We start from the raw sequence: 13172 nt of genomic DNA, 5'->3' as shown, positions 1-13172 counted from the left end.
TTCTTGACTCAAGCATTAATGCAGTACGATCTTCAAAGTTAAGATGATGGTATGACAATTTTATATACTCCATAAACCCTTTAAATTAATTAGGTGGTTTATGTCGCACTTCAAGTTTTACTCTGCCGCTCTTTACTGAGCCATCCACTCCTTAATCTTCTCCCCATACCACGCCATCAACCTTACCCGCTCATCCCAGTATTGTGCTCGGTTATAGGCCGAGCGAATTCTATTTTGAGGCACATGAGCAAGCTGGCGCTCAATGGCATCTGGATTAAACAGATTTGATTCGTTTACGACTGTACTGAATAGCGATCTAAAACCATGTGTGGTCATCCGACCTGCATAGCCCGAACGCTTGATCACGGCCAAAATAGATTCGCTACGCATAGGTTCTTTGTTATTTAAACGATGTGGAAATAACAGTTCCTGATTATGGGTAAGTCTCAAAGCCTGAAGCTCGGCAATCATCATGTCCGTCAACGGTACACGATGTGGAAGACGGTTCTTCATCCGCTCTTCAGGGATATCCCACTTACGCCATTCCAGATCAAATTCTTCTCAGTGTGCTTGTAGTAACTCACTAACACAAACACCTATCAGTATAACGACACAGTACATCTGAGAATCATTTAGTGGACTATTATTAACATGTCATTTTGAAAAATGTATGTGAAATAACCTTATAATTGTTCTATGATTCCATGAACTTAAAAGAACACCACCACCTCGATCTAATTGGGGGTAAAAATGGGGGTAAAATAAAAATATAATATTTTATTTTAATTAATTATCATATACTTAATATAAAAAGCTGACTCCCTCTTTCGCCAAAATTTTAAAGATCTTAATCGAAAGATTAAGGTCTTTTTTTATGCTGAACATTCTTATTTAGACTTGGCACAAAGTCTGCTTCATAAAAATGACTCTTCACCCAATAGGATAATTTGCATCACAAAGTGAAATATTTATTCAAAAATAAATGCTTGAACCTGATTCAAACTTGAGCTAAAACAATTTCTAAGGGAGGTTAAAATAAATCATCAATGATCATCTAAATGCAATGTTTATGAAGCAAAATTCATTTACGGTATATAACTAGCGAAACACAAAATTGACCAATAAAACTGCTATTCGGGAGTCAGAATGAATAACAGCACCAATTATGTCAAACAAATTAAAAACGCTAAACGAGGCGGTTATACCCCAACCCTTGCAAAGGATGTCAACAAACATAAAATTCAAAAAGCAATTCGTCTGATTGAACAATGGAGAACGCTGGCCAATGAACTCAAACCTCAAATGCAACTCGACATGGCTTTTACGTTGGAAGAATGTGCCCAAGACCTCGATCAAATTTTAAGGAGCAAATAAGTTCCATGTTTTCACTGAACCCTATTTAAAAATAGTTTCATAACAGCCCCCCAAATTTTATTCTTAGCTTTCACCCACCCTTTGGTGGGTGAAGTTTGCACAAAAAATCATGTGCATTTCAATCGCTCACTTTTTGGCTTGCGTTTTCAAGAAAATCCGCTATTATTCTCACCACGTTGCCGGCATAGCTCAGTTGGTAGAGCAACTGACTTGTAATCAGTAGGTCCACAGTTCGAATCCGTGTGCCGGCACCATTTTATACTTAGCCTCGCTTTTTAGTGAGGCTTTGTTGTTTCTGGCATTTTGGTTTTTTATTTCATTTTAAATGTCTTTCACTGCCGTAATTTGAACATAGCGCACGATGCCCTGTTCAAATAATTTTTGGCAGAGCTTAGCCGTCATTTTAATTTTGAAATAATCCAAATTTTGAGCGGCCTGTTGGACTAAATGCACATGATAATAACGAGAAAACCCCGCCAAAACTGCATCTGATAAATCTTCAATAGCAACCTGCTGATAGCCTTGTGCTTCTATCGAATGCTGCAAATTCGTCTCTAACTGAAGATGTTCCAAATGAACATCGGCTGCCTTTAACAGCATTTTCAGTTGAAGTTTCTCAAAACGATTTAAATTCAAAAATGCATTACTCAACATCAGATAGTGAAAACCGATGCGCCCTTTTGAATTTAAAACAGAATGGGTTGATCTCAGAAATGAATTTAAATCACTGTGATAAGCGGTATCGAGGCAAAACACCACATTAAAAGGTGCTGAAAATAGATTTGAATTTAAATTTAAAAATGACGTTTGAATGATGTGTATCTTTGAATTTAAAGTGTGTTGTATGCGCTGGACACATTCGGCTTGTAACTCAACCGCGCAAATTTGCTGCACATGGTAATGCTGCTGCCACAGCAATAGACTCGCACCCTGTCCACAGCCCAAGTCTAAAACACGGTCATTTGATTTTAGCTGTAATCGATCAGCAAGATGTGTTGCCAGTGTTTGGCAAGCCTCAGGATAGGATGACCTTGCATCATCCCAATAGCCAAGATTGCTCCAAGCCAATACAGCTTGATCTCCCAATTGTTTTGCATCAATTGCATATTTATGTTTGGGCAGATGTCGCTGTAAGGTTTGGAGCCATTTCATGCTTTAGTAGCCGAGTTGTGGGGCAACCTCAACTTTAGGTTTTAATCCAACAAACGGCAATGGCGCACCGAAAATTTCTGCAATATGCATTGCTGAAGTGACGGCAGACTCTAAAATAGGCAGACCATCGCACGACCATGAACCACAGAAGAAGACTTTTCGGTTGGCACTCTTATGGCGTTGTTGTAACTCTTTATTCAAAGCCACAGTTTGCGAGTCCACCACCGCACGGGTCAAAGTTACTGTTGAAATTACTTTTTTCGGATCAATCTCGGTCACAGGCTGCCACGTTTGGAACACGGCGTTTTTACCGACCAGACTTGGTTCGACTGAATTGAGCCAAACCGTGAACTGTTGACGGGTAAACTTACGGTCCATCATATAGCTCAGCACCGACCAGTCTTTACGCTTAGGTGGCATCACGGAAGGATCAGTATGGATCACCAGCTGACCTTGCTCAAAACGGAATTGTTTTAACAGAGCAATATCATCTGCAAACTGAACAGGATCTAAAAACTCTTCAATTTTTGTGGTTGGCGTTGCCACCACCACACGGTCAAACAATTGCTGTTTGCCCTTATTATTTTCAACCAAAACTTTGTCACCTTGTTCAGTGACTTTGCTAATAGCAGATCCGCTTTGGATATTGATGTTTTCAATCAATTTATCGACCAAGGCCGGTGTTCCACCTTGTATACGCAATAAAGCATCACCATCCGTCAACTGACGTAAAAAGATCAACAGCGGTTTCGCTGGCCATTCGCCGATGGTTTTTGGATTACAGGTACAGATGGTGTAGAGCACAGGCATCACTGCGCCATGCCAAAATACCTCTTCAATGTCATGCTGGTTGATAAATTCAGCCAAGGTAATGTCTTGATCTTTAGATTTGAAGAATTTAGCAATCGCGGTTTTAAGCTGCAACATACCTTTAACCAAGCGCCATCCATACTGCTGCAGGCCCTTACGGTTATTGATAATCGGGAAATTGCCAATGCGGCTACGCGTAGTAGTTAACCATGTTTCTGTACGGTCTTCAAACAACCAACTACACGCCATGTAGGTGCGTACTGGATACGTTTTGATGCCTAAATAAGTCGCAAGACTTAAGGTGTTTTTCCATAAGTGTGGGTTCATGACACGTAACGGAGCATCAATCAGACCACCTTCAAACTCTGTACTGTGGCTATCCATCCCTCGCCCAGTCAGTGCTTCGAAAATAGTAATATTATGCCCAGCATCCTTTAGAATTCTTGCGGTAGCAAGACCGGCCATGCCGCTACCAATAACTGCAATATCCAAAATTATGATCCGTCAGTCTGACTTATATTGACTGAAATTATGACCCAATGTCGAAAAAATAGGGCTATTAAAAAATACCAGAATCACATTTTTTCATGTGCCGCACTGGTAGGACGATATTTGCTTAAATTACATTTTATTACACTAAAAAGTCACTTAAATAAACACAGGTTTTTTATACATTTTATTTTAAATAAAAATATAAACCCTTTAAAAACAAAGTATATAAATTAACTATTTTTATAACTTCCGTTTTACAAACCAGCGAAAAAGCGCTAATATTAGCCCCGCATAAAAACGATAATTACATCACATAATAATTCATGACCAACTATGCAAAACAAGAAGACTACAGCGCCTAAAAAATCCCTACCCTTGACCGAGTAGGGATTTCTTCTTTTTAGCGACAAGATTTTAGTCCACCACAGCAACGGGGATTTCACCAAACTTGCCACGATTAAAATCGTCAAAAGCTTGCACAATTTCCGCTTTGCTATTCATCACAAATGGACCATAACCTTGAATTGGCTCATTTAGTGGTTCACCAGTCAACACCAAGAACTTAGTGTCTTGCAGCGCTTGTAGTTGAATTGCAGCTTCGCCATCTTGAGCAAACATCACAATGGAACTATCCACCACTTTTTGCGTGCCATTAATCAGCACTTCACCACTGAGTACCACCACAATCGTGTTATGCGTGACGGGCACATGGATAAAAGTTTCATACTCTGCTTTTAATTCACCATCCCAAACATTGACGGGACTATACGTTTGAGCAGGGCCATGATGACCACCAAACTCACCCGCAATCACACGTAGATGTCCAGCATTGTCATCCATTTCGATGCGCGGGATATCCGCCACGGTCAAGGCTTGATAACGCGGTGTGGTCATTTTGTCTTTGGCTGGCAAATTCACCCAAAGTTGCACCATTTCAAACAAACCACCATGCTCAGTAAAGGCAGGAGAATGAAACTCTTCATGCACCACACCTGAACCCGCAGTCATCCACTGTACATCGCCAGTATTGATGGTACCACCGCCGCCGCTAGAGTCTTTGTGTGTCACTTCACCGCTATAGGCGATGGTGACTGTTTCAAAGCCACGATGCGGGTGTGAACCCACACCACGTTGCGATGTGGTTGGATCAAATTTGTAAGGTGCAGCATAGTCCAAAAGTAGAAACGGACTAATCGCTTGTCCTAAGCGGTCATATGAAAAGAGGTTTTTGACAGGAAAACCATCACCCACCCAATGCATGTCTTGATTACGATAAACACCGATTACTTTTTTCATCTTGGAACTCCTATATCGATAGGATGAATATGCAATCTATACTACCCCTTTCCTCAGCCCTCTTATAGCACTGTGCTAGCACACACAATCACACGAATAGGACAATCTCGTTAAAATCATCTCACCTACATAAAAACCAATTTAAAAACAAAGCCATTCTTTATTTTTATGGCATATTTTTGCTCAAATTTTCCTATTTTTAAGATTAAGCATCTCGTTTGGCTTATTTTATTGTCTCATTTTCCTACCTATGATGATATTCAAGCTCAAGGCAGTAACCTATTTACTGATTGCCTAGAGACTCGACTGATAATCACAACGAGGACAAAAAATGGCTAAACCTTATATTCGTTTAGATAAAGATAATGCAGCGGTTCTTTTGGTTGACCACCAAGCGGGTCTCCTTTCATTGGTCCGTGACATTGACCCAGACAAATTTAAAAACAATGTGCTGGCACTGGCTGCTGCCGCGAAATATTTTAATCTTCCCACCATTCTGACCACCAGTTTTGAAGAGGGTCCAAACGGTCCTTTGGTCCCTGAATTGGTCGAAATGTTCCCCGATGCACCCTATATTGCATGCCCAGGACAAATCAATGCATGGGACAATGAAGACTTTGTTCAAGCCGTAAAAGCTACAGGTAAAAAACAATTGATTATTGCGGGTGTAGTGACTGAAGTCTGTGTGGCCTTCCCTGCACTGTCTGCACTTGAAGAAGAGTTTGACGTCTTTGTGATTACCGATGCATCGGGAACCTTTAACCCCATCACCCGTGATGCAGCATGGGATCGCATGTCTCAGGCAGGCGCGCAGCTGATGTCATGGTTTGGTGCAGCATGTGAATTACACCGCGACTGGCGTAATGATATTGAAGGCCTCAGTTCACTCTTTGCAGCGCATATTCCAGACTATAAAAACCTGATTCAAAGCTATAGCAAAAATACGGCTCAAAAATAATCAGACCTCAGTAAAAGCGATCTTCGGATCGCTTTTTTTGTCGTGTGCAATCATCAGCGATGATACAGTATCAGATCATCCATCACAGACTGCCTTCGGTCAAAAATCAATACAGGCTTGAACCCATCATGCATTCATTTGACGACTATTATTATTTTTATCTTGTGGTCAAGCACGGCGGTTTCAGTGCTGCAAGTGATGCCTCGAACATCACTAAGTCTAAGCTTAGTCGCCGCATTTTAGACCTTGAAGCCAAGTACAACGTGACCCTGATTCAGCGTTCAACGCGACATTTTAAAGTCACCCCCTTGGGACAAGAGCTGTTTGAAGAATGTCGTCAAATCATTCAGCAAGTCGAAAGTGCACACAATGTTTTACTGAAACAGAAAAGTGAACCGCAAGGTTTAATCAAGATCAGCTGCCCTTCTGTGATGATGCGCTATCAAGTGCAAAGTTTACTCAATCATTTTTTAAAACAATATCCCAAAGTCCAAGTGGAAATGGAGCTGACCAGCCGTCGTGTCGATGTCTTGCATGATGACATTGATCTTGCCATTCGGACCAATTTTAGTGCCAACGAAGACTCGAGTATTATGGTCCGTGATGTGGTCAAAACCACGCATTGTTTAGTGGCCAGTCCTGATCTGCTACAGGGCCGTGAAATTCAATTTGCCACTGAGCTGAATGATTTTCCAACGCTCGCACTGGGGGTACAAAAGTCCAATTATCAATGGTTACTGCATCATACCCAGAGCGATGAACAGATCGTGATTACTTTAGAACCACGGGTCAAAAGTAATGATGTCGCAGGCGTGTATTACTCGGCTCTGGATGGACTCGGCATTGCCAACTTGCCTTACTTAACGATAGAGGCAGATATTGCTTCAGGTCGCCTAGTTCACATTTTGCCCGACTGGTGTTCCAATATTGGAACCGTACAGTTGGTCTATGCTTCACGTAAAGGACAACGTTTGGTCATGGAAAAACTGATTGAGCATTTGATTCAGGGTTTAAGAGACTTTGCCAGCACCTGCAGGGGTTACCATCTGTAAAAGCTAAAAGAACCCTGCATAAAAAAATCAGCCACTTGGGCTGATTTTTTACAGGTATCATGCTCATGACTCAGCACGATGCAACCATCGAAGTTGACTTAGATTTTTCCAACCAAGTCGATTGACGGTGCAAGCGTTGCTTCACCTTCTTTCCATTTTGCAGGACATACTTCGCCTGGGTGCGCATGCACATATTGTGCTGCTTTCACTTTGCGTAATAGTTCAGATGCATCACGACCAATACCGCCAGCATTAATTTCAATAATTTGGATTTTACCTTCAGGATCAATCACAAAAGTACCACGGTCTGCGAGACCTTCTGTTTCAATCAGCACATCAAAGTTTTTAGACAAAGTCCAAGTTGGATCACCAATCAATGGATACTGAATTTTACCGATCACATCTGAAGTATCGTGCCATGCTTTATGGGTAAAGTGGGTATCGGTCGATACGCCGTAAATTTCCACACCGAGTTTTTGAAATTCAGCATAGTGATCGGCTAAGTCGCCCAATTCTGTTGGACACACAAAGGTGAAATCAGCAGGATAGAAAAATACGACAGACCATCGGCCTTTTAAGTTTTGCTCAGACAACTCAATGAACTCACCATTTTGGTAAGCTGTTGCATTAAACGCCTTAACTTCGGTATTGATTAAACTCATGTATTTGTCCTCAAAAGATTTGTGAGAGTGCTTAAGTGATGAAGCGAGAATACGCACAAATTTAAAATTGGTAAAACAGTAAGTTTTTATTATTTCTATCGGATTTTTAGATTTATTATTTCCCAACGATCTTGCCCGATTTTCACCGTCTTATGGTCTAAATGAAAACCTTTCGATTTTTCAAATGAGCGCAATGCAATCAAATCTAGAGTCAAGCCGAGGAAAATCTATGATTTGGAAGGTCATTTCAAAGCTTTAATGTTCAATACAAAGTGAATTTAAGCCGTTTCCGTCTGCCCGACCTGATGATAAGCACGATTAAAATAAACTAAACTTTGCTCATGCTGGCTTTGTTGAATCGCGACAATACGGCACATAAAAACCGTATGTGTTCCCACTTCTTGAATGTCATCAATTTCACAGTCAAAATTGACTAAAGCATCCTTTAAAACAGGTGCACCCGTTTCTAACTCTGTCCAAACACCATGTTTAAAACGCTCTTCAGACGTCATTTTAGATGCAAAGACATTCGAAATATGCTGATGCTGTGCGCCTAACACATTCACAGTGAGGATTTTATTATCGACAAAATGTGCATGTGAACGCGATGCTTTATTCATACAGACCAATAATGTCGGTGGTGTATCCGTCACACTGCATACGGCAGATGCTGTGAATCCATGACGATCAGCCATGCCTGCCGTAGTTACGACACTCACTGCACTGGTTAACAAAGACATTGCATCTCTAAAGTCTGTTGCTTCAATCATCATTTTATTCCTCAGTAGAACGGACACATGCTTTGACTCAGATAAAAGCTACCCATTTTATCAAACAGGTAACCCTTTCACATCAAGCGCTTGCTGCGTATGAAGCCGAAAGTTCTTTACGAATAATTTCTGCACCTGCGCTTAACGCATTCAGCTTACCACGTGCCACTTCACGTGCTAAAGGTGCCATGCCACAGTTGGTCGAAGGATAGAGTTTATCTGCATCGACAAACTGAAGCGCCTTACGTAGTGTATTCGCAACTTCTTCAGGTGTTTCAACGGTATTGGTTGCCACATCAATCGCACCGACCATGACTTTTTTACCGCGAATCAGTTCAATCAGATCCATTGGTACACGCGAGTTTTGACATTCGAGTGAGATAATATCGATCTTGGATTTCTGTAATTTAGGAAAAGCCTCTTCATATTGACGCCACTCTGAACCCAAGGTCTTTTTCCAATCGGTATTGGCTTTGATGCCATAGCCATAGCAAATATGAACCGCAGTTTCACATTTCAGACCTTCAAGTGCTCGTTCAAGCGTTGCAACACCCCAGTCATTCACTTCATCAAAGAACACATTAAATGCAGGTTCATCGAACTGAATGATGTCCACGCCAGCAGCTTCTAACTCACGCGCTTCTTGATTCAAAATTTTAGCAAATTCCCAAGCCAGTTTTTCACGGCTTTTATAGTGCCCATCATACAGCGTATCAATCATGGTCATTGGACCCGGTAACGCCCATTTAATCGGTTGGGTGGTTTGGCTACGTAAAAACTTAGCTTCTTCAACAAAAACAGGCTTTTGACGGCTTACTGCACCTACTACTGAGGGTACGCTCGCATCATAACGATTACGGATACGAACCGTTTCGCGTTTCTCAAAATCAACGCCATCCAGATGTTCAATAAACGTCGTCACAAAATGTTGGCGGGTTTGTTCGCCATCACTAACGATATCAATGCCTGCATGTAGTTGTTCTTGTAATGACAAACGTAAAGCATCTTGTTTCGCTTCGAGTAATGCCTCACCTTCGAGTTTCCAAGGTGACCAAAGTTTCTCAGGCTCGGCAAGCCAAGAAGGTTTCGGTAAACTGCCCGCAGTTGATGTTGGTAATAAAATGGCCATTTTAAATCTTCTATCTCTATGTTCTATTTCAGGTAAATTAAGCAGCGTTGCTGTTTACGGTGTAATTCGCAGCCCATTGTTCAAGGATGTCTTGATAAGGCTTAATAAAGTTCTCTTCCGTCCATTTACCTTGCTTAACCGCGAGCTGACCACGTTCAACACGGTCATAGACAATTTGTGTCAAAGAGTAATCTGGATACTCTAGGCTGGCTTGATAGACTTGGGACGCTGATGAATTTGCATTGTAAATTTCAGGGCGATAAATCTTTTGGAAGGTTTCCATGGTGCTAATCGCACTAATCAACTCAAGATCGGTGTAGTCCCGCAGTAAATCACCCGCAAAATAGAATGCTAAAGGTGCAGCGCTCCCTTTTGGCATAAAGAAGCGAACCTGTAAGCCCATTTTATGGAAATACTCATCGGTACGTGAATATTCATCTTGTTTATACTCAACGCCTAAAACAGGATGCTCATTGGCAGTACGGTGATACTTCTTCGCTGTTGAAACACTCAAACAAATCACAGGCTGTTGATTAAACTCTGCTTTAAAAGTCTCTGAGTTCACCAAGTATTGATACAGTTTGCCATGTAGATCACCAAAACCTTCAGGTGCATACGACGTCGAATTCTCTTTATTATGTTCTTTCAGCACCACGCTAAAATCGTAATCACGTACATAAGATGAGAAGCTATTGCCAATCATGCCTTCAATACGTTGATGGGTGTGGTGATCATTAATCGTGCTTTTCAGCATTTCAATAATTGGGAAAGTTTGACCATTCCCTTCAATGTCTAAATTTGCAGAAATAATATCGATTTCAAGCGAATAACGATCACCATTCGGGTTATCTGTTTGTGCTAAGGCATTGAAACGATTATTGATCATACGAAGTGTATTACGTAGATTCTGCTCACGGCTTTCACCACGCGCCAAGTTAGCAAAGTTCGTCGTTAGACGTGTGTTATCTGCTGGTTGATAGTTTTCATCAAAACGAATGCGTTTAATTGAACATGCAAACTCTGTACTCATGGCGATCTGTTACCCTATATTTCTGCGATAAAACTGAATTTCTTTCATGCTCTTTCTAGAGGGTCCAATTTTCTTTTTGGATCTTTCTAGCAAATCGTCTTTCCAACCTTCTCAGATTTTTCTGAGCATCAGGCTAAGAAGCAACGATGAATATGATCTATCGTTAAGAGCGTGGTTTAATTTATACCTGAATGATCACATGAATAAAAATGATTTAATCTCACACCAAAGTGAACTAAATTCATGTTTAGAAATTCTGTCGCTTTAACAATGAATTGTGCGTGGATAATTTTTTGTGGATGTACGAAAGGAAAGAATGAAAACATCAAGCCCTTGTGCGTGAGCTGTGAAAAGTCATGATATTGCTAAATCAACGCCATCAGCACGCTAACTCTCTATTTTAATTATCTATTTATATCAGTAACTTAAAGTCATGATCTGATGATTAAAAGATTAGATAAAACGGGCAATTCAATGGTTTTGTCCGCAGGGAAAATGATGAGCGAAAGCTTGGTCTTGAGTTCTTGTATTGATTAACTTTGGCTTCGCTTTCAGACCTTGGCTCTTCCTCACAGAATCAAGAAATTTAATATCTTTCCTATCACCAATCAGAATTAAAAAAACAAACATTCGGTCGTTATATTAAAAACAGCTCACCTATATCAAATAAAACTAAAGAATCATCTAATGCATTTTTTGCATAACTGAATTAAAAATTGCATTGTCGTTTTTTTAAAAAAAGTAACACTTGCCACAGTTAAATCCCCAATCGATGATTTAGCACTCAATACCTAAAGCAATGCCTCTATAAATTGATCAACATGGAATGTCATCAATGCCTTGCTACATCAGGCCAAAAGTTGATGAAAAGAAGATTAAAGAAGGAACGATAAGTATGAAGCAGAAGAAACTACTGAAATATATTCTGATTGCCATGATCTCAGGAATACTGATTGGTTGGGCTTTTCATAGCACTTTAACGACTGCACAAACCACAGAACTTGCAGCCTATTTTAAAATTGTGACCGATGTATTCTTAAGATTAATTAAAATGATTATTGCACCCTTAGTGTTTGCAACAATCGTTTCTGGTCTGCTCTCGATGGGAAAATCCTCATCTCTGGGATCAATTACCTTAAAAGCCATGAGTTGGTTCATTGGTGCATCATTTATTTCACTTTTACTGGGCATGGGCTTAGCCATTTTATTCCAGCCCGGCGCTGGAATGAATCTCACCGTTCCTCAAACAGCGGTTGATATCGGTGTCAGTGCGACAAGTTTGAGCTTAGAAAGCTTCATTACGCATATTTTCCCGCGTAGTTTTGCTGAAGCCATGGCCAATAATGAGATATTACAGATTTTGGTTTTCTCAATTTTCTTTGGTTCTGCACTTGCCTATGTGCAACATCAAAGTGAAGTGACCGTCATTGGTAAAATTATTGATGAACTCTGCAAGGTAATGTTCCGAATTACAGATTATGTCATGGCATTTGCCCCTATCGCCGTTTTTGCAGCCATTGCTTCCGCTATTACTATCCAAGGCCCTAAGCTGATTATCGATTATAGTATTTTCATTGGACAGTTCTATGTCGGATTACTGGTGCTTTGGACTCTCCTGATTGCTTTCGGCTATATCTTCTTGAAAAAAGATATTTTTAGATTGATGCGAATCGTGCGTGAACCCACCATGTTGGCATTTGCGACCGCAAGTAGCGAATCGGCTTATCCAAAAACCATGGAAGCTTTGGATAAATTCGGTGTGCCTAAACGCATTACCAGTTTCGTTCTCCCTTTAGGTTATTCTTTCAACCTCGACGGCTCGATGATGTATATGGCATTTGCCGTGTTATTTATTGCACAAGCCTATAACATTGATTTAAGTTTTTCCCAGCAAGCGCTCATACTCTTTACCCTCATGATTACGAGTAAAGGGATTGCAGGTGTTTCACGAGCATCCATTGTGGTGATTGCCTCCACACTGGCTATGTTCAAGCTTCCTGAAGCTGGTATTCTATTAATTTTGGCGATTGATCAGTTTTTAGATATGGGCCGTACGGCAACCAATGTGATTGGAAATAGTATTGCAACGGCCGTGATTGCACGCACTGAGGGCAATAAAGATGAGTTTACGGAGCAAGAAGGCATCATGGTGAACAACCTTCCTCCTGCAAACCAATTGGCCGATAACAGTTAGAATTATTTATAGAGAAAATAAAAGGTGATTTTTAAATAGTAAGTAAAGTCCTTTATTTACTATTCATAAAATCACCTTATTTATTAGACCTCTTGCGAAAGTAAAAACCACCTCAATATAAATTTCATGAGATATCAGAAATTAAATCGTTTTTCAGATTCTGAATTCAAACGCTTGGTTGGCGTACCTCGACATGTTTTTACTGAAATGGTAGAGGTTTTAGAAAAAGCAGAATCACTCAAAAAGAAATCAG

Annotated in this window: 11 protein-coding genes, 1 tRNA gene and 2 pseudogenes; 6 read left to right on the top strand and 8 right to left on the bottom strand. The window is 40.5% G+C overall.

Features of this window, described 5'->3' with window-relative positions:
• Positions 1-132: 132 nt before the first annotated feature.
• A pseudogene (locus tag MF4640_RS16650) lies at positions 133-606 on the bottom strand (tyrosine-type recombinase/integrase); the annotation flags it as partial.
• Between the two features lie 540 nt (positions 607-1146).
• Here MF4640_RS16650 and MF4640_RS16645 point away from each other — a divergent pair.
• Entirely contained in the window at positions 1147-1374 is a 228-nt protein-coding gene (locus MF4640_RS16645; RefSeq protein ID WP_004691623.1) for a hypothetical protein, read from the top strand.
• 178 nt (positions 1375-1552) lie between these two features.
• Positions 1553-1628: transfer RNA gene (locus MF4640_RS16640), tRNA-Thr, on the top strand.
• 67 nt (positions 1629-1695) lie between these two features.
• On the opposite strand, the gene MF4640_RS16635 is transcribed toward MF4640_RS16640, so the two are convergent.
• The 3 genes from MF4640_RS16635 to MF4640_RS16625 form a co-directional block, all read right to left on the bottom strand.
• Positions 1696-2526, bottom strand: coding sequence for an SAM-dependent methyltransferase (locus tag MF4640_RS16635; RefSeq protein ID WP_078390310.1), 831 nt, complete (start codon positions 2524-2526; stop codon positions 1696-1698).
• A gap of 3 nt (positions 2527-2529) precedes the next feature.
• A complete protein-coding gene (locus MF4640_RS16630; protein WP_193791554.1) occupies positions 2530-3828 on the bottom strand; it encodes an FAD-dependent oxidoreductase in 1299 nt (432 codons plus the stop codon).
• 414 nt (positions 3829-4242) lie between these two features.
• Complete coding sequence (locus MF4640_RS16625) at positions 4243-5124, bottom strand: pirin family protein (RefSeq protein ID WP_005401567.1); 882 nt, start codon at positions 5122-5124, stop codon at positions 4243-4245.
• Between the two features lie 331 nt (positions 5125-5455).
• On the opposite strand from MF4640_RS16625, the gene ycaC reads away from it, so the two are divergent.
• Positions 5456-6082: an isochorismate family cysteine hydrolase YcaC gene (gene ycaC, locus MF4640_RS16620; RefSeq protein ID WP_078390308.1), complete on the top strand. Its 627-nt coding sequence runs from the start codon at positions 5456-5458 to the stop codon at positions 6080-6082.
• A 128-nt stretch (positions 6083-6210) separates the two neighbouring features.
• On the top strand, positions 6211-7134 hold the full coding sequence (locus MF4640_RS16615) for a LysR substrate-binding domain-containing protein (protein ID WP_078390307.1): 924 nt from the start codon (positions 6211-6213) through the stop codon (positions 7132-7134).
• Positions 7135-7232: 98 nt separating this feature from the next.
• Here MF4640_RS16615 and ahpC read toward each other — a convergent pair whose 3' ends face one another.
• The 4 genes from ahpC to MF4640_RS16595 form a co-directional block, all read right to left on the bottom strand.
• Complete coding sequence (gene ahpC / locus MF4640_RS16610) at positions 7233-7796, bottom strand: alkyl hydroperoxide reductase subunit C (RefSeq protein ID WP_078390306.1); 564 nt, start codon at positions 7794-7796, stop codon at positions 7233-7235.
• A 278-nt stretch (positions 7797-8074) separates the two neighbouring features.
• On the bottom strand, positions 8075-8566 hold the full coding sequence (locus tag MF4640_RS16605; RefSeq protein WP_035326242.1) for a flavin reductase: 492 nt from the start codon (positions 8564-8566) through the stop codon (positions 8075-8077).
• 82 nt (positions 8567-8648) lie between these two features.
• Positions 8649-9695, bottom strand: coding sequence for a methionine synthase (locus tag MF4640_RS16600; protein WP_078390305.1), 1047 nt, complete (start codon positions 9693-9695; stop codon positions 8649-8651).
• A 37-nt stretch (positions 9696-9732) separates the two neighbouring features.
• A complete protein-coding gene (locus tag MF4640_RS16595; protein WP_078390304.1) occupies positions 9733-10725 on the bottom strand; it encodes a DUF1852 domain-containing protein in 993 nt (330 codons plus the stop codon).
• 895 nt (positions 10726-11620) lie between these two features.
• Between MF4640_RS16595 and MF4640_RS16585 the strand changes: the two genes are divergently transcribed.
• Positions 11621-12919 (top strand): dicarboxylate/amino acid:cation symporter, encoded by a 1299-nt coding sequence (locus MF4640_RS16585; RefSeq protein WP_078390303.1) that lies wholly within the window; start codon positions 11621-11623, stop codon positions 12917-12919.
• A gap of 126 nt (positions 12920-13045) precedes the next feature.
• Positions 13046-13172: pseudogene (locus MF4640_RS16580) on the top strand (IS5/IS1182 family transposase); the annotation flags it as partial.

The organism is Acinetobacter sp. MF4640 (assembly GCF_002018895.1).
GTDB classification, from domain to species: domain Bacteria; phylum Pseudomonadota; class Gammaproteobacteria; order Pseudomonadales; family Moraxellaceae; genus Acinetobacter; species Acinetobacter johnsonii.
Note: the sequence above shows the minus strand (reverse complement) of the source record. Positions and strands in the feature narration are given on the sequence as shown.